Origin of the sequence: Peribacillus frigoritolerans (assembly GCF_004358755.1) — a bacterium.
Taxonomy (GTDB): domain Bacteria; phylum Bacillota; class Bacilli; order Bacillales; family Bacillaceae; genus Bacillus_P.
This window is the reverse complement of record NZ_SMZY01000002.1, coordinates 135408-156448: the sequence shown is the minus strand read 5'-3', so window position 1 is coordinate 156448 and position 21041 is coordinate 135408. Positions and strand designations below refer to the sequence as shown.

Here is a 21041-nt window from a genome sequence, read left to right as displayed (position 1 = left end):
TGTGGGCTCAGGATGCATGAAGCAAGGATGAGAGTAAGGTTTTGCGAAACAGATGCGCTCGGACATGTGAACAATACGAGTTACTTTATTTATCTGGAAGATGCACGAGTACAGTTTTTTGAAGCACTGGGCTACTCTATGTCTTCAGGGGACTGGCCGTTTATCCTCGCGAGAGCGACATGCGATTTTCGCGGCCAGGCTTATTTTAACGAGCATTTGATCATTAAAACCGCCGTTTTGAAAATCGGTTCAAAAAGCTTTACCGTTCTTCATGAAATAACGGAGCAGGAGACCGGAAGGCTGATCGCTGAAGGGGAAGCAGTCATTGTCACATTTAATTTTAAGACTCAGGCCACAGAAGCCATGCCGAAGCATCTTAAGGAGCAGCTGAAGAGATTTGCTGCAGAAGTAAAAATCTGAATCTTCAAACAAAAGAGGTGATTCGATGTCGCAAATCATTCCAGTCCGCACAGGGGAAGAACTGAATACAAAGGTTCTTGAGAACTGCTTGAGAATAGAAATTCATACTATTCCCCGAGGTTCTCTGCAAATTGAACAATTTGGCACCGGCGCTTCAAATTTAACGTACGCTCTGAAAATAGGCGATTGGGAAGGGGTGCTAAGGAGGCCGCCTCTTGGTCCAGTTGCCCCAAAAGCTCATGATATGGAAAGAGAGTATACCATTTTGAAAGACTTGCATCCTCGTTTTCCGCTGGCACCCAAGCCCTATTTTTTCAGCAGCGACGAGTCCATTGCAGGCAGTCCGTTTTTCGTCATGGAAAGACGGCACGGTATCCTCGTGGATACAGAGCTTCCCGAAGGAGTAAAGGCATCAAAAGAACTTGGAAGCTCCCTTTCCGAGCTGATGGTGGATACACTTGTTAACCTTCATCAAGTCCCATATAAGGGAACAACGCTAGAGAGGATCAGCAAGCCTGAGGGTTTTATGGAGCGCCAGGTGCACGGGTGGATTGGCCGCTATCACAGGGCAAAAACCGATGACATTCCCGAAGTGGAACTGCTGACAAAATGGCTTGAAGAAAAGCTGCCGTCATCACCGGAACCGACTGTGATTCATTATGATTTCAAATTGAATAATTCATTGTTTTCAAAGGACTTGAAAAAGATGACGGGTTTGTTTGACTGGGAAATGACCACCATAGGCGATCCGCTTGCAGATTTAGGTGCCGCCATGAGCTACTGGATGGAGGAAGGGGATCCTGAACCGCTGAAAAAAGGAATGGGCAAGCCGTCGATCACAACAAATGGCACCTTCTATTCAAGAGATGAGTTTATTGAAAGCTATGCGAGAAAAAGCGGAAGAGATGTCACAAATATTCATTATTACACGACGTTTGCCACATTTAAGCTGGCGGTCATTTGCCAGCAGATTTACTACCGCTATAAAAAAGGACAGACAAATGACCAGCGCTTTGCCCGGTTTGGCCCGTTTACAGAAACGCTGATCCAGCATGCTCTCCGCCTGGCACAGAAGGACTGACTATGGGGAAAATACATGTCGTGACAAGAAAAGAAGAAATCGATGAAGTCAAAATGGATAACAAAATAGCGGTTGTTTTTGATGTACTGCTCGCAACATCCACCATTGCAACCGTCCTTCATCACGGGGCCGTTTCCGTTATCCCTGTGCTTGATGGGGATCAGGCAAGGAAACGTGCAGCAGGGATATCCACGGATGAGTACATTCTGGTTGGCGAATACGAAGGCAGAACGATTGAGGGGTTTCTCGATCCAAACCCATCCGTTCTAAAAGACACAGCAGCCGGTAAAAAAGTCATCTTATCCACTACTAACGGAACTGTTGCGGTTCATAAGAGCAGCCCGGCTAAAAAAGTCTATGCCTGCTCTCTGTTAAACTCAAAAGCTGTTGCTGATGCTCTTACAGCTGCACATGAAGATGAGACAATCATCATCGTGTGTTCAGGTTCATCCGGCAAGTTCAGTCTGGAAGACTTCTATGGCGCAGGATATTTAATTCATCAGCTGACAGCTCAGAAAAGCTGGAACCTCAGTGACTCAGCCTTGACGGCAAAATTATTTTACGAAGGCAGCATTCATGAGCCAGCTTTGGTTCTTGGCCAGTCACGAGTTGGGAAGATGCTTGAAGAATATGGATTTAGAGCAGAAATCACCTTTATCAGCAAACGGGATTGTTTCCTCACAGTGCCGGTATTGATGGGAGATGAACTGGTTGATTTCTACCGAATAAAGGCAAGTTCCAAGTGAAAGGAAGGGTGAGCATGAGATTTCATCATCAAGTGGCCGTAGTTACTGGAGCCGGAAGCGGCATTGGGTTTGAAACGGCCAGACGATTGATTGCAGAAGGAGCAAAAGTCATTCTTGTCGGCAGAAATGAGGAAAAGCTGACATCAGCGGCTAATAAGCTGAACACTGCTGATACAGCGGCTTATCCATTCTCTGCGGATGTGACAAAGGAAGAGGATATCAGTGCTCTGCTGACTTATGTAAAAGAGGAGTTTGGTGACCTGCATATACTTGTAAACAATGCTGGCGGATCGGTGCATTCAAAAATCATGGATACAACTGCTGAACAATGGGATTTTGTTCAGAATGTCAATTTGAAAAGTGTCTTTCTTGCCTCAAAAGCACTGGGCGGATATATGGCAGAGAGAAGCACTGTGCAGAGGGTAAACAGAGCGATTGTTAATGTTGCTTCCCTTTCAGGCCATAAAGCAGGGGCGGAAATTCCCCATTACAGCTCAGCTAAAGCAGCTGTTATCAATTTTACAAAAGCTTTAGCCTATGAGTTTGCCCCAAATGGGATAAGAGTCAATTCCGTTTCACCGGGCTTTATAGAAACCCCGCTAACTGAACCTGGTCTGCAGAACGAGAGATTTCAGGAAGCGATTAAGCGGAATACCGCATTAAAGCGGGTTGGAAAACCTGAAGAAATTGCAAACATTATTGTATTTGCCGCTTCACACGAAGCGTCATATATGACCGGTTCCGATCTGCTTGCAGACGGCGGCTGGCTGATTACATAAACCAAGGAGGAGATTTTTAATGAGCGATTTACTGGTTGAAAAAAGCGGGAATGTACTATTTTTAACATTGAACCGTCCTGAAAGGCTGAATGCATTCAGCGCTGAAATGATTTTAGCATTAACAAGTGAGTTAAATCAGGCAAAAGCAGATGACACTATACGAGCTGTCGTTTTAAGCGGTTCAGGCAGATCATTCAGTGCCGGCGGTGACGTGAAAACAATGGGTGAAGCTGACGGACAGCAGGTATATGACCACATCGGACGCTTGAACGAATGCATAAAAGTATTCAAAGACCTAGATAAGCCAATCATTGCAGCTGTACACGGATTTGCTGCTGGAGCAGCGTTTAATCTTGCCCTTGCATGCGACCAAATTCTTGCAGCAGAAGACAGCAAATTTGTAATGAGTTTTTCACAGGTTGGACTGATCTCTGATGGAGGCGGTCTCTATTTTCTTCCGCGCATCATCGGTCCTTATAAAGCGAAACAATTGTTCTTCAATGCTGAACCAATTACCGCAGCACAGGCAGAGGAGTATGGAATTGTAAGCAAAGTGGTTCCATTAGAACAGCTGAAGGATGAAGCTGTTTCCTATGCTCATAAGCTTTCACAGGGACCTGTAAAAGCGTATGGCATGATGAAAAAAATCATCAATGCTTCTGCGGTAAGCACACTTGAAGAAATTTTGGAGCAGGAACGGATTGCCCAGACACTGATGATCTCAACACAGGATCATCAAGAAGGCATCCATGCATTTAAAGAAAAACGCAAGCCAGTCTTTCAGGGGAAGTGATGATGATGAGAGCGATTCAATTAGAAGAATACGGCGGTCCAGAGGTATTAAAAGTGGTTGAAATGGAAGTTCCGGAGCCGGCAGCAAAGGAAGTTTTAATCAAAATAGAAGCAATCGGCGTGAACTATGCTGATACTGCGAGAAGAGAAGGCCAATATGTCATTGATACTCCACTCCCGTTTGTTCCGGGTGCAGAGGTGGCAGGAACGGTTGAGGAAATCGGAAGTGATGTTACCCGCTTTAAAAAAGGCGATAAAGTTGTCACGCTTCTTGGTTCAAGCAGAGCAACAGGCTATGCGGAATATACAGTAGCGGAAGAAAGAGGGTTAATCCCTGTTCCAGAAGGTGTGGATGTCAAACAAGCAGTCTCGCTTCCTCTTCAAGGGCTCAGTGCTTACCACATATTAAAAACAATGGGGCGGATTGAACAGGGAGAAACTGTTCTGATTCATGCAGCTGCAGGGGGAGTAGGGACAATTGCTGTTCAGCTTGCAAAACTGTTTGGCGCGTCTACAGTCATTGCAACCGCAAGCACCCCGGAAAAAAGAAGTCTTGCTATCCAAATGGGAGCAGACGAAGCGGTGGATTATACTCAAGAAGGCTGGGAGAAGGAAGTTCTGCAGCTGACGGGAGGAAAAGGTGTAGATGTAGCGCTTGAAATGGCTGGCGGTGATGTGTTCCGTAAGACATTATCCTGTATGGCACCGTTTGGCCGTCTTGTTATCTATGGGGTGGCGAGCGGTGAACAGTCACGCCTATATCCTTCATCACTCATGGCACAAAATCTGTCTGTCATCGGATTTTTCCTTCCGCAGATCATGAGGAAGAAAGAGCTATATTTACAAAGCTTGTCAGACCTGCTTGGTTACCTTGAAAATGGAGAATTAAAGCTGACAATCGGCGGGGTCTATCCTTTGGAAAGTGCAAAGGAAGTCCATCAGATGCTGCAGGGAAGACAAACAAAAGGGAAACTTATTTTAGTACCTTAAATAAGAAGAGCGGAATCGGCTGTTATACTCCGGCAGAAATGTCCAGGTTTGGCTAAAGATTTGTACGCTTCCGCTTGTCAACAATGAGCAATATTCAGTTGTTTTTTCTAAATAAATAGTGGCCCTGCCGGGTTTGAAGCGGGCCACATTTTTATCCATTACATTCTGCAGATCCTTCTACTAATTCCGCCTATATACTGAAAAATACACTTCTTATTCATACAGACTTCTTAATTACTTAAAAACGAACGTTTCTATTCAACTATTTGTTTATTTTCAGATACAAAAAAAGTAAGGGGGCCCGCTATGGAACTATTACTTCAGCAATTATTTAACGGAATCACAATTGGAAGCGTTTACAGTCTGGTTGCCTTAGGTTTGACGCTCGTTTTTGGCATTCTTCATATCCCTAATTTCGCTCACGGATCCTTTTATACAATCGGAGCCTATGTAAGCCTGCTGTTTATGACACAGTACGGCATCAATTATTGGATTGCCATGATCCTGTCGATTTTCATTGTGGCTGTATTAGGGATTTTATGCGAACAGTTTGTGTTCAAATTCCTGGGGAATGTGAACCCGATGAGGGTGATGGTTGCGGCCATTGGACTTATGCTCTTTTTCGAAGCATTGGCTCATTTAATTTGGGGCACTGATTATAAACAAATGCCAACTCCTTTTTCAGGAGTGGTGGACATTTTCGGGTTGACACTGACCCAGCAGCGGATATTGATTGTTGTATCTTCCATCTTATTAATGCTTGCTCTTCATTTTTTCCTGACAAAAACTATGACAGGCGCCTCGATTGTAGCGATGTCGCAAAATAGGGAAGGAGCGTTTTTAGTAGGAATAAATGCAAATATGGTTGCCATGCTTACATTCGCCATTGCAGCAGGTCTTGCTTCTGCAGCCGCAACGCTTGCTTCCCCTATTAATCTTGTCTTTCCGACGATGGGGAGTCTCGTTATTATGAAAGCTTTTGTCATCATTATTATCGGAGGCATGGGGAGCATACCAGGGGCGATTGTCGGAGGCTTTCTCCTTGGGTTAACGGAAAGCCTTGGTGCTACCTATTTATCAAATGATTATAAAGATATGATAGCTTTTCTTCTCTTAGTGGCTATTTTAACCATAAAACCAACAGGATTATTTTCAAAGGGGGCGCGCACATGAAGATTCAAAGACTTGTGCTGCTTGGGATCCTGCTGATCACCGTCTTGTTCCCGCTGATGTCTCAAAATCACTATCACAAGCAAATCATCATTCTCGTCATGATTTGGTCGATAGCGGTTTACGGATTAAATATCATCTCTGGATTTACAGGGCAGCTCTCCCTTGCACACGCCGGTTTTTTTGCCTGCGGGGCATATACCCTCGGGATATTGACGGCAACCTATCAACTGAATTTCTGGCTGGCTTTTGTTGCTGCTTTGGCTGTTACTGTAGCATTGAGTTTCTTGATTGGTTTGATCGCGCTGAGAACGAGACATCACTTTTTTGCTATATACACGATGTGTGTCGGTTTCATTATTTATTTAACCATTGATAAGTGGGATGAGGTGACAGGGGGAGTCAGAGGTCTTATTGGCATTCCAGTTCCGTCACCAATCGGGCCGATTACGTTTGAGACAATCGAATCTCAATATTACTTCATTCTGGTATTCCTGCTTGGAACGATTTTTGTTGTGAAAAGAATGAAAGATTCCCTTTTTGGTAGAACACTGCAGGCGATTCGCGGAAGTGAAGATCTTTCAAAAACAATCGGCATCAATATTATGAAAAATCAACTGCTGTCATTTGTCCTGTCTGCCTTTTTTGCAGGGCTCGCCGGCGTGCTTTATGCAGGATTTATCCGTTTTCTCGGCCCGGACATTTCAGCCATCACAGTTACGTTTGAAATGCTGATGTATTTGCTTGTCGGAGGGATTGGAACAATGACAGGGCCGATTCTTGGCACATTTTTAATCGTATCGGTCACACAATCTCTTCAATTTTTAGAAGAGTACAGAATGCTGATTTTCGGTCCGATTGTTGTGCTGATCATGCTTTTTTATCCGAAAGGACTTGTCGGCAGTTATCATTCTGTGAAAACGTATCTTACCAGCCGCAGGACAGCACCGGTAAAAGAGAAAGTGAAGGAGGCAGGCTGATGCTGATCGAGATAAATCAATTGACGAAATCCTTTGGCGGTCTAACGGCTGTGAATCACGTTGACCTTGGGATTGAACAAGGCAAGATTACCGCCATTATCGGGCCGAATGGAGCAGGGAAATCCACATTTCTGAACTTGATCAGCGGCTTTCATTCTCCTACGTCGGGAAGCATTCACTTTGAAGGAAATGATGTAACAAAAGCCAAACCGGCAAAAATGGCAAAGCTCGGAATCGGCAGGACGTTTCAGACGACGAATTTGTTTTCAGATTCAACCGTTATTGACAATGTTCTGATCGGCTACCGCCTTCGGACGAAAGCCCATCTGTTTGACGGCATTTTTAACAGCAGGAGGGAAAAAACAGAACAAAAAGCATGTTATGACAAAGCAATGGAGGCTTTATCTTTCTGCGGAATTGAGCATTTGGCAGGAGAAGTAGCATCCTCCATTACCCAGGAATCGCAAAAGAGGGTTGCCATAGCGCTTGCGCTTGCCACTGAACCGAAGATCGTGCTGCTGGATGAGCCGGCGGCTGGTGTGAACCCTGATGAGACGGATGGTTTGTCAGAGCTCATACTTAAGCTGAAAAACCACGGCTATACCGTCTGTTTCATCGAACATAAGGTGAAGATGGTCATGAGTCTTGCTGATAAAGTCATGGTCCTGAATCACGGAAAAAAAATTGCTGAAGGTCTGCCGCGGGATATTCAGTCGGATCCAAATGTCATCGAAGCCTATTTAGGAGGACATGCCTATGCTGAAGCTGCAACATATTGATGTTTATTACGGCCGCTATCAGGCGCTTAAAAATGTTTCGATGGAGATCGGACAGGGCGAGCTGGTTACGATATTAGGTGCAAATGGCGCAGGGAAAAGCACTTTATTCAACACGATCTCAGGACTGAATAAAGTTTCAGGAGGACAAATCTTATTTGATGAATCAGAAATCCAGAACAAACCTCCTCATAAGCTGGTCAGATCCGGAATTGTCCAGTGTGCGGAGGGAAGAAAGCTGTTTCCGGAAATGTCCGTTTACGAAAACTTGAAAATGGGCAGCTACAGCCACCGCAAAGAAAAAGAAATGGTGAAAAAGCGGCTCGATGAGATTTATGCGTTATTCCCGATTTTATTTGATAAAAGAAAAGATGCAGCAGGCTCTTTAAGCGGAGGACAGCAGCAGATGCTAGCGATCGGGCGGGCTCTCATGTCCCACCCGAAAATCCTCCTCCTCGATGAGCCGTCGCTTGGACTTGCACCGCTTATCGTTGACCAAATGTTCAAAGTCATAGAGGAAATCCATAAAAACGGCACCACCATAATGCTTGCGGAACAAAATGCGCATGCGGCTCTCTCCATCTCTTCAAGAGGATATGTCATGGAAAGCGGACAGCTTGTAATGGAAGGCTCAAGAGATGAACTGTTTGATAACGAAGAGATTAAGCGTGCTTACATAGGCGCATGATCATAGCCTTCAGTCTGAAGAAGGCAAGCAAAAAAATAGGGGGAATCAATGTGATATCGCTGAAAAAAATGGGTCTTGTTCTTGGATTGTCTATTTCTTTATTCGGACTCACAGCCTGCAATTCAAGTGAATCGTCAACGGCTTCGGGAGAATCAGGTTCAAAAGACGGAACAGTCAATATCGGTTTTAGCGGTCCTCTTTCAGGCCCTGCGGCATTTTACGGGGAAAATACATTAAGGGGTTTAACGATGGCTGCAGATGAAATTAATAAAGATGGTTTTGAAGTAGACGGGAAAAAATACAAAGTGAAAATAGTTTCCCTTGATGACAAATATCTCCCGAATGAAACAGGTACAAACGCACGGAGACTTGTGCAGGAAAACAAGACTCCAATCGTTTTTGTTCCGCACAGCGGAGGGGTTTTTGCAACACAAGTATTTAATGAACAGGAAAATTTCATTATCGGCGCCTATACGAGTGAGCCTAAAATTCAGGAACAGGGAAATAAGCTTACCTTGAGCATTCCTCCGGCTTATGATGCCTATCCAGAGCCGTTTGCAGACTATCAAATGGAGCGTTTTGGGAAGAAGCTTGCTTTAATACCTACAGCTACTCAATACGGAAAAGATTGGACCGATACCATTAAGCCTGTTTGGGAAAAAAAAGGCGGGGAAATCGTGTTTGACGGCTCAGTCGATTTCAGCAAAGAAACAGACTTCTTCACAATCATGACAAATGCCTTAAAAGAAAAGCCGGACGTTCTATTTGTCGGCGGGCCATCTCAGCCAACGGCTCTTCTAATCAAGCAGGCAAGAGAGCTTGGTTTTAAAGGGGGAATTATGGTGATGGATCAGGCGAAATTTGAAGAAATGGAGCCGGTGTTAGGCGGATATGAGATGCTGGAAGGTGCGATTGGGACGCTTCCTATTAAAGAAAGTGACGCATCTGGCGGACAGGCATTTGTTGATAAATATGCAGAAGTGAGTGACGGGATTCCTACTGCAGAGAGTGCGTTTAACTATCAGGCTCTGCACGTAGCTGTAAAAGCCATGCAGGCTGCAGGAACAGTCTCAGATCCGGCTAAAATCATGGAAAACATGGAAGAAGGGATTAAAAACCTAGAAGGCGAGCAGATGGTCTGGCATTTAACAGGCATTGAAAACAATGGATTTGACTGGAAAACTTCTATTTATGCCGTAGAAGATGGAAAGCTTGTCAATATCAAAAAATAATAGCTGGAGTTTCCCGGTTATTTCGGGAAACTCTATTTCATTACCGCGATCAGAATTTTTAAAAATATTTTAATTAGTAAAAGGTATTTATCAGAAAAGTTAGAAATTACTTGTAAGCGTTACAAATAAAGGAGAAGAGGTGTGATAACGATGATTCAATCTCATTTTGAACATTGGCCGGTAAGAGTGCCGTATACGTTAACAGTTCCTGAAACGACGCTTTATGACAACCTGGAAATTTCGGCGAGGAGATACCCTGATAAAACAGCCATTTATTATTATGGTGCTGAAATTACATACAGGCAGCTTCTGCGCGAAGTTGATGCACTCGCAGGGTTCCTGGAAAAGAAATTAGCCGTCACGCGCGGTGAAAATGTTCTTTTGTTCGTCCAAAATTCCCCTCAGTTTGTCATCGGCTATTATGCCATTCTTAGAGCGGGGGCGGTTGTTGTTCCGATTAATCCGATGAATACGGCAGAGGAGCTAAGGTTTTATATTCATGACTGTCAGATGAAGACAGGTATTATCGGAATTGAGCTGTTCGAACGGATAGAGCCTGTTGTAGATTCAACTGCACTGAAAAATGTCATTATAGCTGCTTACTCTGATTATCTTCCACCGAAATCGCTTGAAGATGATATTCCGGAGGAAGTTAAAAGAGGTGCAGAAGAAGTTTTAAATCAATATCTTTGGAAAGATGCCGTGCAGGGTTTATTTTCCCCATCTGAAATGACCGCTCTTGCAGATGATTTGGCTGTATTGCCTTACACTTCCGGCACTACCGGATTGCCAAAAGGTTGCATGCATACACATCGGACTGTTCAGGCCAATACGTTTGGGGGCTACCACTGGCTGAATGCCACTTCTGATGCCATCTGCTTAGCAACCTTGCCTCTTTTTCATGTGACAGGGATGGTTCACAGCATGCATATCCCGATTCTTTCAGGAGCAACAGTCGTAATGATGACTAGATGGGACAGAGAATATGCAAGGAAAGTCATTCGTGATTTAAAAGTGACACACTGGATTAACATCAGCACAATGCTGATTGACTTTTTAGCAAATCCTGCGCTAGTAAAAGAAGATATGTCTTCCTTAATGAACTTAGCAGGAGGCGGAGCAGCTCTTCCTGCTGCTGTAGGAGAAAAGCTTTATAAACTGACAGGTCTCAAGTTTATTGAAGGATATGGACTGTCTGAAACCATTGCCCAGACTCATTTCAATCCGCCAGACCGTTCGAAGCTGCAATGTCTGGGAATTCCTTCTTTCGATGTGGATGCAAGAGTGATCGATCCTGTTCATCTGACAGAGCTTGGAACTGGGCAGGAAGGAGAAATCGTTGTTTCAGGTCCGCAGATTTTCCTGGGCTATTTTAATCGTGAAGAGGAAAATGAAAAATCTTTTATTCATATTGAGGGCAAGAAGTTTTTCAGAACAGGTGATATCGGCAAACGTGATGAGGAGGGCTACTACTTTATTGTGGACCGTGTCAAACGAATGATCAACGCATCAGGATTTAAAGTATGGCCGACAGAAATTGAAGGTGTTCTGTATCAGCATCCAGCCGTACAGCAGGCGTGCGTCGTGGGGGTTCCTGATGAAAGACGCGGTGAAACCGTTAAAGCGTTCATTATTTTAAATAAAGACTTTGAAGGGAAAATTGATGCAGAAGAAATTGTGAACTGGTCAAAAGAAAGAATGGCCGCTTATAAATATCCGCGGCACATTGAATTCAGAGAAAGCCTGCCAATGACATCAAGCGGCAAACTGCTTTGGAGAAAGCTTCAGGAAGAAGAAAAACAAAAGGTAGTGGGGTGAGAGGATGAAGCATACGGTTGAAACAGTAACTGGACCAATAGAAGCGGATCTGCTCGGGAAAACGTTAATTCATGAACACTTTGTGTTTGGCTATCCGGGTTTCCACGGCGATGACTCCCTGGGAGGATTTGATGAACAGGATGCCCTTGAGACAGGGATTACCATTGCGCTGCAGCTCATGAGTTTCGGGGTTGACACAGTAGTCGATCCAACACCGAACGAATGCGGCAGAAACCCTGAGCTATTGAAGGAAATATCTGAACGGACAGGACTTCAGATTGTGTGCGCAACTGGGTTTTATTACGAGGGAGAAGGAGCAACGCCCTATTTTAAATTCAGGCAGGGACTCGGTACAGCTGAAGAAGAAATATATGAAATGTTTAAAAAAGAAATAACAGAAGGAATCAGGAATACCGGAATAAAGCCAGGCATTATCAAGCTTGCTTCAAGCAAAGGAGTCATTACTGAATATGAACGAATGTTCTTTAAAGCTGCTGCACGGGTGCAGCGCGAGGAAGGCACGGTCATCCTGACTCATACACAGGAAGGAACAATGGGTCCAGAACAAGTCGAATTATTAATGGAGTTTGGCTGTGACCCTAAAAAAATTGTGATTGGCCATATGTGCGGCAATACGGATACAGACTATCACCTAAAGGTATTGGAAAAAGGGGCATTCATAGCATTTGACCGCTTTGGCATTCAGGGCATGGTTGGGGCTCCGACTGATGACGAACGAATAAAAACGCTTTTGAAATTAGTAACGCATGGCTATACAGATCAAATCATGCTGTCGCATGACACGGTTAATCATTGGATGGGAAGGCCGCTAATTCTGCCTGAAGTGATTCAGGAAAAAATGAAAAACTGGCATCCTGCCCACCTTTTTGAAAATATTATCCCGGAGCTGCGGAAACAGGGAATGCCTGAAGAAAACATCCGAACGATGCTTGAGATCAATCCTTCAAAACTGTTTTTTCATCAGGAAGCAAAAATTAATTCTTGATGACTTGAGGCAGCGACAGCTGCCTTTTTTATTTCATTTAAAAAAGGAGATGAATCAGAAAAAGAGAATTTGAATAAAAGAGGAATTTTTCATGTATTAACGAAAGGGGAATTTTCATGAAATGGGAGACAAGAATTACAGAGCTTCTAAACATTCAATATCCGATCATTCAGGGAGGGCTTGCCTATCTTGCTTATTCAGATTTAGCAGCTGCTGTATCAAACGCAGGAGGGCTGGGGCAAATAACTGCTATGTCTCTAGGGGAACCTGAACTGCTTAGGGAAGAGATTGCAAAAGTCCGCAAAAAAACAGCTAAGCCGTTTGGGGTGAATTTCGCGGTCGGTCAGCACGGCAGACCCTATTCAGATTTGCTGGATGTGGCAATTGAAGAAGAAGTGCCGGTTATTTCAATGACAGGCGGCAATCCTTCCGCTATATTCGATCAATTAAAAGGGGTAAACGTAAAAAAACTTGTTCTGGTCGCTGCCAGAAGACAGGCTGAGAAAGCGGAAGAGCTTGGAGCAGACGCTGTCATGGTTGTGGGACAAGAAGGCGGAGGCCATCTGGGGAGAGATGACACGGGGACGTTCGTATTAATTCCGCAAGTAGTTGATTCTGTGTCGATTCCTGTTATTGCATCCGGTGGGATTGGTGATGGCAGGGGACTTATGGCTGCTCTTAGCCTTGGAGCAGAAGGAATTGAAATGGGGACGAGGTTTATTGCAACACAGGAGTGTGTTCATGCTCATTCGGAATACAAACATGCCCTTGTAAACAGTTCAGAACGCGACACGGTTGTCATTAAACGCAGTATTGGAGCGCCGGCAAGAGCTCTAGCGGGACCTTGGACAGCCAAAATATTGGAGATGGAGCAAAAACAAGCTGATTATGAAAAGCTAAAAGATTATATTAGCGGACATGCTAACAAAAGATACATATATGATGGTATGATAGACAATGGTTTTGCATGGGCCGGACAAGTAACAGGCTTAATCCGCGATGTGCCAAGCGTCGAACAGCTTATTTCGAGGATGATAACGGAGGCCTCCGGGATAAGACTAAGGTGGAGTTAACTTACCACTCAACAGGAAAAGGCAGGTGAGGAACAATGGATTATCAATATCCGATTCAGCCTGATTGGAGCACAAATGAAATCATTGATGTGATTGCATTTTTCCAATCGATTGAAAAAGCATATGAGAAAGGGATCAGCCGGGAGGACTTAATGAAAGCGTACCGGAGATTCAAGGAGATTGTCCCGGGCAAAGCAGAAGAGAAAAATCTTTGTGATGATTTTGAAGAAATGAGCGGGTATTCTTCTTACCGTGCTATTAAAAAAAGCAGAGAAAGCAGCGATTCTGATCAAATCAAAATGTAAAAGGACGGGTTCATCCCGTCCTTTTGTGTGTTTAAGTGAAATTTTTTGACAGAGCAGCCTTTTGAGCAATAGTATAAAGAGGAAGCAGCGTATTGAATGTTTCTTCTATTTTATCAGTAAATTCTTTTCCGTTCATTTTAACGGCATCCACGCGCTCAATTTTAATACCGCATAATAGTTCCGCTTTTTTAATGGTTTGCAGGCGTTCAAACATTTTCCTGAAGTCATCTTCGCTCAAGTCTTTTTGAATGAATACTTCGGGTTTTGTATGGTCAGCCGACCAGACGAAATGGTCTGGAATCCCAGAACGCAGTTTGATCCAATTTTTTGCAAGCTCAGCACCGTACTGATCTTTTACAGGCGATTCATAAATAACCGCAAACCAGGCAAAAGCATGAGTTTCCCATAAGCCGATTTGAAAATGGGGCATCATTTTATATCCGCGTTTATTGGCTGCGAATGCAACCCAGGTATCTTTAGGGGGATTAACTGAACGGCGGGCATGCTTTGCAACGTGCGCATACATTTCCTCCCCGGTCATTCCTGAGAGATCAGATGCAAATCTTTCACCTAACTGCTCAAGCTTTGGTCTTACTGTTTGAATTAAAGCTTCCATCCGCTCATCCAAGCCGTCTATTTTAAAAACATCGAAATCTTCATTTGTAAATCCTTTAAAGTCCATTTCTCCAACCTCCTGATACAAGTGCATGCGAACATTTTAGCACACCAGCCAGCAGATTCGAAAGAAACTTGCACGTTTCGACACTTTGAGAATGTGGTATTAAATGAATAATAGGTAAATACACAATTTTCAGTTCCAAGTTGCATCCTATTTTCAAGTTTCATATCATATATAAAAATATCAGAAAATTATGTTAAATGAAAAGTCGCTGGTTAACAATTATAGACAATATTTGAAAGGGGCGGTAGAAAGATGAAGCAAATTGTGAAAACTACTGGACAAAAGGAATCGGATAATCGTATTGGGGTGCTGAAACTTGAATTAGATTATGAATTGGCCACCCTTTATGACGCCATGAGCGAAAACGACGAAACAAAGAAGAATGAATGCAAACGGAAGCTTGAAAGACTAAGAAAAGAATGGCTCAGACTGCAGGCTTAAATGCAGCAGACAAAGCGAACCTCGCACAAGGGTTCGTTTTTATCTGAGTAAATCATTTCCTGAGGAGGCGCCCCTTTGCTTGCTTTCCATAATTTCCTTGCGTTATTCTTATTTTATATAAATAGCTTACCTACATAGAAAGAAGGTTTATACATGGCAAATTGGTCTAAGATCGAAAGTGATGCAAAATCATGGATATATACAGCAGGAGAAACAATCCGCCAGTCCTTTCAAAATGTGCTCCAAATCCAGTCTAAATCGAATCCGGATGATCTTGTCACCAATATGGATAAAGAAACCGAGCAATTTTTGATTTCAAAAATTAATGAAATCTATCCGGAGCATCGCATTCTTGGGGAAGAAGGCTTTGGCCACGACATTCAGTCTTTAGAGGGAATCGTCTGGATTGTGGACCCGATTGACGGAACAATGAATTTTGTTCACCAGCAAAGGAATTTCGCCATCTCAATCGGTATTTATGAAGATGGGGTTGGACAAGTCGGCCTGATCTATGATGTTGTTCATGACGAGCTGTACCATGCGGTCAGGGGCAAAGGGGCTTTTATGAATGATTATAAACTTCCTGATCTTAAGGATGTCCCATTAAACCAGGCTGTGATTGCTTTGAATGCTACATGGGTGATGGAAAATAAACGATTTGATCATAACTTATTAGTTCCTGTCGCAAAAGCGGTGAGAGGGACACGGTCATATGGATCGGCAACACTTGAATTTGCTTACGTTGCGTCTGGCAGGCTTGACGCGTATATTACACTTAGGCTTGCTCCGTGGGATTTTGCTGCCGGTCTGATTTTACTTGAAGAGGTTGGGGCAAAAGCAACAACTTTAGATGGGGAAAAAATAAATTTGCTTGGACAAAACAGTATTTTCGTTGCGAAAAAAGGAATTCATTCTACCATTCTTAAGGATTATCTGAACAAGTAGATGCTTAAATACCGTCCATTTGAAGATTCGGACTATCCCTTTTTTGAAGAACTGATAGGAGCAAGCGAAACTTGGCAAGAAGAGGAATGCACGCCCTCTCAGGCAGAAGAATACATGACATCTTATAAAATGTATAACGGCACTTGGCTTGTCTGGATGAAGTCAAATGAAATGATAGGGATCTCGTTTCATCTTGACTGGGCCCCCTCAAATGAGAAACCGTGGATTGGAACGGTCCTGATTCATCATATGCACCGGAAACAAGGCCTGGGCAGGGAAATAATCGGGCAAATATCGGCTGAATTAAAACAGAATGGACACAAAGCAGTTTTTGCCGGCTGTCCGGCATCCAGGCTTGACTGGCTGCAATTTCTCGGAATCTGCGGATTTGAACAGTTGAAATCCGAAAAAGATACACAAGGAAAAGAGTATATAACCTCAGTAAAACCTGTATAGCCCCTTTTAAAGGGGTTTTTATGCGGAAAAGGACAAAAGCGCAAGCGCCTTGGTCAGATCCGACAGGCAGATAAGAATCCGCCAGAAAAGTCCCGGTTTGACTTTTTGGCGGATTCTTTCTGACCGAGGATCTAGGCGCTGGAGCTGGACGTGGATAACTTTATTTCATTATCCACAACCTATACCTTTTATAATTTCCTAAACAAATAAAAAAATCGGAGACATGGCCCCGATTTTTGTTAAAGAATTCCTTTATCACGCATTTTCTTTTTTGTTGCAAATCCAAAACCCATTGCCGCAATAAGGGCAAGAATAGAGAGTAATATGCCTAAAATACTTCTTTCACCAACTGCAATGCCGACGCCAACCATCGATCCGGCTGCAATGAATGCTAAAAGAAAGAAGATCCATTTTCCAGATTTCATCTGATTTTTCATCCCCTTCCATAACCGTTTGGACAGCAAATTTTGCCCCTTTTATCAGTTTACATAAAATGATTCCTTTTTTCTATAAAAGTTTGTGGTATAATACATAAGGTTATTTTAATTTTTTAGGAGATGAAAATGTGAAACTTCGAAATGATATTCGAAACATTGCTATTATTGCCCACGTAGACCACGGAAAAACGACTCTTGTCGACAAAATGCTTCATCAGGCAGGTACGTTCCGTGCGAACGAACAAGTTGCTGAAAGAGCGATGGATTCCAATGATTTAGAGCGCGAGCGCGGAATTACGATCTTAGCAAAAAATACGGCAATTAATTATAAAGATACACGCATCAACATCATGGATACACCAGGACATGCCGACTTCGGCGGCGAAGTTGAGCGCATCATGAAAATGGTTGACGGCGTATTGCTGGTTGTTGACGCTTATGAAGGATGTATGCCTCAGACACGCTTTGTTCTTAAAAAGGCGCTTGAGCAAAACTTAACGCCAATCGTTGTTGTAAACAAAATCGACCGCGATTTTGCCCGTCCAGAGGAAGTAGTAGACGAAGTTCTTGATTTATTTATTGAACTTGATGCCTCAGAAGAGCAGCTTGAGTTCCCGGTTATCTTTGCTTCAGCTATGAACGGAACAGCAAGCACAAGCCCGGACCCAGCTGATCAGGAAGAGAACATGGTTTCATTGTTTGATTCAATTGTTGAGCACATTCCAGCTCCAGTTGATAACACAGATGAGCCTCTTCAATTCCAGGTAGCTCTACTTGATTACAACGATTATGTAGGACGTATCGGAATCGGCCGCGTATTCCGCGGAACAATGGAAGTAGGACAGCAGGTTTCATTAATGAAAATTGACGGTTCTTTCAAGAACTTCCGTGTAACAAAATTATTCGGTTTCCAAGGCTTAAAACGCATAGAAATTGAAAGCGCAAAAGCAGGAGATTTAGTGGCTGTTTCAGGAATGGAAGATATCAACGTAGGTGAAACAGTTTGCCCGGTTGAGCATCAGGAAGCATTGCCGATCCTTCGCATTGATGAGCCTACTCTCCAAATGACATTTGTTGTAAACAACAGTCCATTTGCAGGCCGCGAAGGAAAATATGTGACTTCACGTAAAATTGAAGAGCGTTTAATGTCTCAATTGCAGACTGATGTTAGTTTGCGTGTAGAAAACACAGAATCTCCGGATGCATGGATCGTTTCAGGCCGCGGAGAGCTTCATCTTTCTATTCTGATCGAGAACATGCGCCGCGAGGGCTATGAGCTTCAAGTATCTAAACCTGAAGTTATCGTAAAAGAAATTGATGGTGTAAGATGTGAGCCTGTTGAGCGCGTTCAAATTGATGTACCTGAGGAGCATACTGGTTCTGTCATGGAATCAATCGGTGCCCGCAAAGGTGAAATGCTTGATATGATCAACAACGGCAACGGTCAAGTCCGTTTAATTTTCAACGTGCCTGCACGCGGATTAATCGGCTACTCTACAGAATTCATGTCAATCACTCGCGGATTCGGCATCATTAACCATACATTTGACAGCTATCAGCCAATGCAGCCGGGTCAAGTTGGAGGACGTCGTCAAGGCGTGTTAATTTCTATGGAAAACGGAAAATCAACAACTTATGGTATTCAAGGTGTTGAAGACCGCGGAATCATTTTCCTTGATGCTGGTAAAGATGTGTATGAAGGCATGATCGTCGGAGAACACAACCGTGAAAATGACCTTGTTGTCAATATCTGCAGAATGAAGCAGCAAACAAATATCCGTTCTGCAAATAAAGACCAAACAAGCACAATGAAAAAACCTCGCATCATGTCTCTTGAAGAATCTCTTGAATACTTGAACGATGATGAGTACTGTGAGCTTACACCAACTTCTATTCGTTTAAGAAAGAAAATTCTTGATAAGAATGAGCGCGAAAAACAAGCTAAGAAGAAAAAATTAGCTGGCTTGCTGTAAAAGTTAACCCTAGACATGCAATGGAGGGGAACACGGGATGAACGTTTACGAAAGTATGTGGCCGGTTGCGTATGCCATTTATACTGCAACTGAACCTGATACTCAAATGGGGGCAAATATTTTATACTTGGTCATTCTCGGATTATCAATTGTCGTATTTAAGCTGGGGTTTGCTAAAAAGCTGCCCCTGCTAAAGGCAATTGTCATCTATTTGTTCTTAATGTTCGGGTGTACAGTTTTAACCTTTTTAGGAGCATTTCTTCCTGTGGCAGAAGGGCTGATTGTTGCAGCACTCATCTTAATCATCTATAAGATTCGTCTGCATCAGTCCAAAAAAGCTGAGCGGAATGCTGCAACATGAGATCTCTCCAGGACTCGCTTTATAATTGGCTCTCCATTAAAGTTGTAGCAGATGCCCGTCCTGAAGATACTGCAGCAGTGGATACATTCAGGCTGTTTGATGAATTGCTTAAAGAAAACCATGATCTTGCCGATGTTCAAATACACAAAGATGATGTCATGTATCTTGTGAGCTACACACTGAATGGCGTGCAGAAATCATCAAGGTTTCCGGCAGAATTAATCGACAGTATGATTGATCAGATTGAGGCAGAACCTGAAAAGTATCAGAATTACAAATAAAACACCTCTTAATGAGGTGTTTTTTTGTGCATAATATGAGCTGACGCAGCCAGTGCAGCCGCAAAAAGGATGTGACCGGCTGTCCACCAAGCAAGAGCTCCGAAGTCGTCTATTGCAGGCGTCTCTCTTACTGCAAGAATCGTTAAAGGGAAATATAATAAAACAGCAGGAAGAGTCAGCGCAAACGCTGTCAGCCATCTGTTCAGCTGTGATGTGATAGTAAAAAAGGTTAAAGTGAAAACATACAGAACTCCAATTATGACAGCAACAGCCAAATGGAGTACAAATTCAAAAAGCTCAGGGAGTGGCTCTTTGTAAATAAAATCAATGTTAAGCAAAAGCACATAGACTTTTTCTCCACTGACTCTTTCAGCGAATTTCAAAAAAAGACCAAGAACAATACCGCTGATCAGGCCAATAAGAGCTCCCCTCTTAACCACTACCAGCTATCCTCTGTTTTCTTATCTCTGTACAATCTGAAATTTCCTGTATTAGCACGTTCAATTGTCCGGTTTTCAATCCTCAGGTCGCATTCACTGCACATATACGTATGAATCGGGCGGTTTCGCAGCCTCTTCGCCTGAAGCGTTTCATCGTCAATGGTTTCTACTTTATCGCATAAAACACATTTTACTCTCATGGTACACCTCATCATTCTTTTTCTGAAAATTGTTGAATAAATGTTTAAAATTAGTTGTTATTAGTTGTTAAATGTTAATAATCGGATGATAAATCTTTTTATAGTGGAGCTAAACAGGCGGTTCCAATAAGAAAGTATAAAATTTTGCGCTTCGATGTCTAGCTCCATCGCCCAACTCCTCGGCCAGAACGGATCCGCAAGTATTGGCAAAAAGCGCCTTTCCTGTCGGATCCTTATCTGTCTGCCTGCGCTAAACAGGCGGTTCCGCTTTTCTTAAAAGATAAGAAAGTATAAAATTTTGCGCTTCGATGTCTAGCTCCATCGCCCAACTCCTCGGCCAGAACGGATCCGCCAGCAAAGGCAAAAAGCGCCTTTGCTGGCGGATCCTTATCTGTCTGTCGGAGCTAAACGGACGCTTCCGCTTTTCTAGATGACTTTACAGTTGGAAACAAAAATAAAAAAAGGTATGATAGCATTATACAACTTTAATGGAGGGAAGAAAATGGCCAATAAGGTAGAAACAAAATTGATTCAGCCTTTGTTTGACAATCTCCAAAAAGAAAGATTTGCTGTTTTTGCAACTCTTGATCATGAAACAGGATCTCCGAACGTATCAGCCGTATCATGGGTGTATGCCCCTGATTTAGAACGAGTTTACCTGGCTGTCGATAATCGGTCCAGAATTGTTGAAAACGTAAAAAAACATCCTGCTGCGGCTCTTACGCTGCTGGCAAATGAGTCTACATATTCTATAAATGGCCATGCCCATGTCAAAATTGACAAGCTTGAGGGTGTCCCATTAAAACTTGCTTTAATTGAGATTAAGATATCTGAAGTCCGTGATGTCATGTTCTACGGGTCTAAAATATCAGCCGAACCTGCATATGAAAAAACATATGATGAAAAAGCAGCTGCAAAGCTTGACAGTCAGGTGTTAGAAGCAATGAAAAAAGCTTAGATTGGGAAATC

General features: G+C 43.2%; 26 protein-coding genes. 22 read left to right on the top strand and 4 right to left on the bottom strand.

Annotated elements, in window-relative coordinates; genetic code table 11:
* Positions 1-27: 27 nt before the first annotated feature.
* The 15 genes from E2R53_RS08290 to E2R53_RS08220 all read left to right on the top strand — a co-directional run bounded on the left by E2R53_RS08290 (position 28) and on the right by E2R53_RS08220 (position 13856).
* Positions 28-420 (top strand): acyl-CoA thioesterase, encoded by a 393-nt coding sequence (locus tag E2R53_RS08290; RefSeq protein ID WP_435796785.1) that lies wholly within the window; start codon positions 28-30, stop codon positions 418-420.
* Between the two features lie 25 nt (positions 421-445).
* Entirely contained in the window at positions 446-1501 is a 1056-nt protein-coding gene (locus tag E2R53_RS08285) for a phosphotransferase family protein (protein ID WP_133311324.1), read from the top strand.
* 2 nt (positions 1502-1503) lie between these two features.
* A complete protein-coding gene (locus E2R53_RS08280) occupies positions 1504-2247 on the top strand; it encodes a 2-phosphosulfolactate phosphatase (RefSeq protein WP_133311323.1) in 744 nt (247 codons plus the stop codon).
* Positions 2248-2261: 14 nt separating this feature from the next.
* Positions 2262-3026, top strand: a complete 765-nt coding sequence (locus E2R53_RS08275; RefSeq protein WP_133311322.1) for an SDR family NAD(P)-dependent oxidoreductase — start codon at positions 2262-2264, stop codon at positions 3024-3026.
* A gap of 19 nt (positions 3027-3045) precedes the next feature.
* Positions 3046-3819, top strand: a complete 774-nt coding sequence (locus E2R53_RS08270; protein WP_133311321.1) for an enoyl-CoA hydratase/isomerase family protein — start codon at positions 3046-3048, stop codon at positions 3817-3819.
* A gap of 5 nt (positions 3820-3824) precedes the next feature.
* Positions 3825-4808 carry a quinone oxidoreductase family protein gene (locus E2R53_RS08265; RefSeq protein ID WP_133312220.1) on the top strand — a complete coding sequence of 328 codons (984 nt, stop codon included), beginning with the start codon at positions 3825-3827 and terminating at the stop codon, positions 4806-4808.
* A 306-nt stretch (positions 4809-5114) separates the two neighbouring features.
* The gene (locus tag E2R53_RS08260) at positions 5115-5981 is read left to right on the top strand and encodes a branched-chain amino acid ABC transporter permease (protein WP_133311320.1); all 867 of its coding nucleotides are present in this window, start codon (positions 5115-5117) and stop codon (positions 5979-5981) included.
* A complete protein-coding gene (locus E2R53_RS08255; RefSeq protein ID WP_133311319.1) occupies positions 5978-6958 on the top strand; it encodes a branched-chain amino acid ABC transporter permease in 981 nt (326 codons plus the stop codon). Before E2R53_RS08260 ends, E2R53_RS08255 begins: the two co-directional genes overlap by 4 nt.
* Positions 6958-7737, top strand: a complete 780-nt coding sequence (locus E2R53_RS08250) for an ABC transporter ATP-binding protein (protein ID WP_133311318.1) — start codon at positions 6958-6960, stop codon at positions 7735-7737. The genes E2R53_RS08255 and E2R53_RS08250 overlap by 1 nt, the downstream gene beginning before the upstream one ends.
* Positions 7715-8422 (top strand): ABC transporter ATP-binding protein, encoded by a 708-nt coding sequence (locus tag E2R53_RS08245; RefSeq protein WP_133311317.1) that lies wholly within the window; start codon positions 7715-7717, stop codon positions 8420-8422. The genes E2R53_RS08250 and E2R53_RS08245 overlap by 23 nt, the downstream gene beginning before the upstream one ends.
* A gap of 68 nt (positions 8423-8490) precedes the next feature.
* Positions 8491-9654 (top strand): ABC transporter substrate-binding protein, encoded by a 1164-nt coding sequence (locus E2R53_RS08240; protein ID WP_133312219.1) that lies wholly within the window; start codon positions 8491-8493, stop codon positions 9652-9654.
* Positions 9655-9804: 150 nt separating this feature from the next.
* A complete protein-coding gene (locus tag E2R53_RS08235) occupies positions 9805-11472 on the top strand; it encodes a long-chain fatty acid--CoA ligase (RefSeq protein ID WP_133312218.1) in 1668 nt (555 codons plus the stop codon).
* Between the two features lie 4 nt (positions 11473-11476).
* Positions 11477-12478: a phosphotriesterase family protein gene (locus E2R53_RS08230; RefSeq protein ID WP_133311316.1), complete on the top strand. Its 1002-nt coding sequence runs from the start codon at positions 11477-11479 to the stop codon at positions 12476-12478.
* 116 nt (positions 12479-12594) lie between these two features.
* The gene (locus tag E2R53_RS08225) at positions 12595-13551 is read left to right on the top strand and encodes an NAD(P)H-dependent flavin oxidoreductase (protein ID WP_133311315.1); all 957 of its coding nucleotides are present in this window, start codon (positions 12595-12597) and stop codon (positions 13549-13551) included.
* Between the two features lie 35 nt (positions 13552-13586).
* Complete coding sequence (locus E2R53_RS08220; RefSeq protein ID WP_133311314.1) at positions 13587-13856, top strand: UPF0223 family protein; 270 nt, start codon at positions 13587-13589, stop codon at positions 13854-13856.
* Between the two features lie 31 nt (positions 13857-13887).
* On the opposite strand, the gene E2R53_RS08215 is transcribed toward E2R53_RS08220, so the two are convergent.
* The gene (locus E2R53_RS08215) at positions 13888-14538 is read right to left on the bottom strand and encodes a YktB family protein (RefSeq protein WP_133311313.1); all 651 of its coding nucleotides are present in this window, start codon (positions 14536-14538) and stop codon (positions 13888-13890) included.
* A gap of 252 nt (positions 14539-14790) precedes the next feature.
* Between E2R53_RS08215 and E2R53_RS08210 the strand changes: the two genes are divergently transcribed.
* The 3 genes from E2R53_RS08210 to E2R53_RS08200 all read left to right on the top strand — a co-directional run bounded on the left by E2R53_RS08210 (position 14791) and on the right by E2R53_RS08200 (position 16380).
* Positions 14791-14979, top strand: a complete 189-nt coding sequence (locus E2R53_RS08210; RefSeq protein WP_070879022.1) for a hypothetical protein — start codon at positions 14791-14793, stop codon at positions 14977-14979.
* Positions 14980-15132: 153 nt separating this feature from the next.
* Entirely contained in the window at positions 15133-15924 is a 792-nt protein-coding gene (locus E2R53_RS08205; RefSeq protein WP_133311312.1) for an inositol monophosphatase family protein, read from the top strand.
* Positions 15925-16380 (top strand): GNAT family N-acetyltransferase, encoded by a 456-nt coding sequence (locus E2R53_RS08200; RefSeq protein ID WP_133311311.1) that lies wholly within the window; start codon positions 15925-15927, stop codon positions 16378-16380. It begins immediately after the preceding gene.
* Positions 16381-16619: 239 nt separating this feature from the next.
* Here E2R53_RS08200 and E2R53_RS08195 read toward each other — a convergent pair whose 3' ends face one another.
* Positions 16620-16805: a YlaF family protein gene (locus E2R53_RS08195; protein WP_133311310.1), complete on the bottom strand. Its 186-nt coding sequence runs from the start codon at positions 16803-16805 to the stop codon at positions 16620-16622.
* A 140-nt stretch (positions 16806-16945) separates the two neighbouring features.
* Between E2R53_RS08195 and typA the strand changes: the two genes are divergently transcribed.
* From typA to E2R53_RS08180, 3 genes are read left to right on the top strand one after another with little or no spacing between them, the layout of a single operon-like run.
* Positions 16946-18790 (top strand): translational GTPase TypA, encoded by a 1845-nt coding sequence (gene typA / locus E2R53_RS08190; RefSeq protein WP_133311309.1) that lies wholly within the window; start codon positions 16946-16948, stop codon positions 18788-18790.
* A 37-nt stretch (positions 18791-18827) separates the two neighbouring features.
* Positions 18828-19151 (top strand): YlaH-like family protein, encoded by a 324-nt coding sequence (locus tag E2R53_RS08185; protein ID WP_070879027.1) that lies wholly within the window; start codon positions 18828-18830, stop codon positions 19149-19151.
* Complete coding sequence (locus E2R53_RS08180) at positions 19148-19432, top strand: hypothetical protein (RefSeq protein ID WP_133311308.1); 285 nt, start codon at positions 19148-19150, stop codon at positions 19430-19432. Before E2R53_RS08185 ends, E2R53_RS08180 begins: the two co-directional genes overlap by 4 nt.
* 8 nt (positions 19433-19440) lie before the next feature.
* Here E2R53_RS08180 and E2R53_RS08175 read toward each other — a convergent pair whose 3' ends face one another.
* Together E2R53_RS08175 and E2R53_RS08170 are read right to left on the bottom strand one after the other, a co-directional pair.
* Positions 19441-19872, bottom strand: coding sequence for a hypothetical protein (locus E2R53_RS08175; RefSeq protein WP_133311307.1), 432 nt, complete (start codon positions 19870-19872; stop codon positions 19441-19443).
* A complete protein-coding gene (locus tag E2R53_RS08170) occupies positions 19872-20072 on the bottom strand; it encodes a YlaI family protein (protein ID WP_133311306.1) in 201 nt (66 codons plus the stop codon). Before E2R53_RS08170 ends, E2R53_RS08175 begins: the two co-directional genes overlap by 1 nt.
* Positions 20073-20574: 502 nt before the next feature.
* Between E2R53_RS08170 and E2R53_RS08165 the strand changes: the two genes are divergently transcribed.
* Positions 20575-21030: a pyridoxamine 5'-phosphate oxidase family protein gene (locus E2R53_RS08165; RefSeq protein WP_133311305.1), complete on the top strand. Its 456-nt coding sequence runs from the start codon at positions 20575-20577 to the stop codon at positions 21028-21030.
* The last annotated feature ends 11 nt before the right edge of the window (positions 21031-21041 follow it).

What these genes read in the sequence shown, in the direction of transcription:
- E2R53_RS08265 (WP_133312220.1), top strand. Translation starts at nt 3,825, where the DNA reads ATGAGAGCGATTCAATTAGAAGAATACGGCGGTCCAGAGGTATTAAAA.
- E2R53_RS08180 (WP_133311308.1), top strand. Translation starts at nt 19,148, where the DNA reads ATGAGATCTCTCCAGGACTCGCTTTATAATTGGCTCTCCATTAAAGTT.
- E2R53_RS08250 (WP_133311318.1), top strand. Translation starts at nt 6,958, where the DNA reads ATGCTGATCGAGATAAATCAATTGACGAAATCCTTTGGCGGTCTAACG.
- E2R53_RS08230 (WP_133311316.1), top strand. Translation starts at nt 11,477, where the DNA reads ATGAAGCATACGGTTGAAACAGTAACTGGACCAATAGAAGCGGATCTG.
- E2R53_RS08235 (WP_133312218.1), top strand. Translation starts at nt 9,805, where the DNA reads ATGATTCAATCTCATTTTGAACATTGGCCGGTAAGAGTGCCGTATACG.
- E2R53_RS08220 (WP_133311314.1), top strand. Translation starts at nt 13,587, where the DNA reads ATGGATTATCAATATCCGATTCAGCCTGATTGGAGCACAAATGAAATC.
- E2R53_RS08210 (WP_070879022.1), top strand. Translation starts at nt 14,791, where the DNA reads ATGAAGCAAATTGTGAAAACTACTGGACAAAAGGAATCGGATAATCGT.
- E2R53_RS08245 (WP_133311317.1), top strand. Translation starts at nt 7,715, where the DNA reads ATGCTGAAGCTGCAACATATTGATGTTTATTACGGCCGCTATCAGGCG.
- E2R53_RS08270 (WP_133311321.1), top strand. Translation starts at nt 3,046, where the DNA reads ATGAGCGATTTACTGGTTGAAAAAAGCGGGAATGTACTATTTTTAACA.
- E2R53_RS08205 (WP_133311312.1), top strand. Translation starts at nt 15,133, where the DNA reads ATGGCAAATTGGTCTAAGATCGAAAGTGATGCAAAATCATGGATATAT.
- E2R53_RS08290 (WP_435796785.1), top strand. Translation starts at nt 28, where the DNA reads ATGAGAGTAAGGTTTTGCGAAACAGATGCGCTCGGACATGTGAACAAT.
- E2R53_RS08185 (WP_070879027.1), top strand. Translation starts at nt 18,828, where the DNA reads ATGAACGTTTACGAAAGTATGTGGCCGGTTGCGTATGCCATTTATACT.
- E2R53_RS08225 (WP_133311315.1), top strand. Translation starts at nt 12,595, where the DNA reads ATGAAATGGGAGACAAGAATTACAGAGCTTCTAAACATTCAATATCCG.
- E2R53_RS08280 (WP_133311323.1), top strand. Translation starts at nt 1,504, where the DNA reads ATGGGGAAAATACATGTCGTGACAAGAAAAGAAGAAATCGATGAAGTC.
- E2R53_RS08170 (WP_133311306.1), bottom strand. Translation starts at nt 20,072, where the DNA reads ATGAGAGTAAAATGTGTTTTATGCGATAAAGTAGAAACCATTGACGAT.
- E2R53_RS08260 (WP_133311320.1), top strand. Translation starts at nt 5,115, where the DNA reads ATGGAACTATTACTTCAGCAATTATTTAACGGAATCACAATTGGAAGC.
- E2R53_RS08275 (WP_133311322.1), top strand. Translation starts at nt 2,262, where the DNA reads ATGAGATTTCATCATCAAGTGGCCGTAGTTACTGGAGCCGGAAGCGGC.
- E2R53_RS08165 (WP_133311305.1), top strand. Translation starts at nt 20,575, where the DNA reads ATGGCCAATAAGGTAGAAACAAAATTGATTCAGCCTTTGTTTGACAAT.
- E2R53_RS08255 (WP_133311319.1), top strand. Translation starts at nt 5,978, where the DNA reads ATGAAGATTCAAAGACTTGTGCTGCTTGGGATCCTGCTGATCACCGTC.
- E2R53_RS08285 (WP_133311324.1), top strand. Translation starts at nt 446, where the DNA reads ATGTCGCAAATCATTCCAGTCCGCACAGGGGAAGAACTGAATACAAAG.
- E2R53_RS08195 (WP_133311310.1), bottom strand. Translation starts at nt 16,805, where the DNA reads ATGAAATCTGGAAAATGGATCTTCTTTCTTTTAGCATTCATTGCAGCC.
- E2R53_RS08200 (WP_133311311.1), top strand. Translation starts at nt 15,925, where the DNA reads ATGCTTAAATACCGTCCATTTGAAGATTCGGACTATCCCTTTTTTGAA.
- E2R53_RS08240 (WP_133312219.1), top strand. Translation starts at nt 8,491, where the DNA reads ATGGGTCTTGTTCTTGGATTGTCTATTTCTTTATTCGGACTCACAGCC.
- E2R53_RS08215 (WP_133311313.1), bottom strand. Translation starts at nt 14,538, where the DNA reads ATGGACTTTAAAGGATTTACAAATGAAGATTTCGATGTTTTTAAAATA.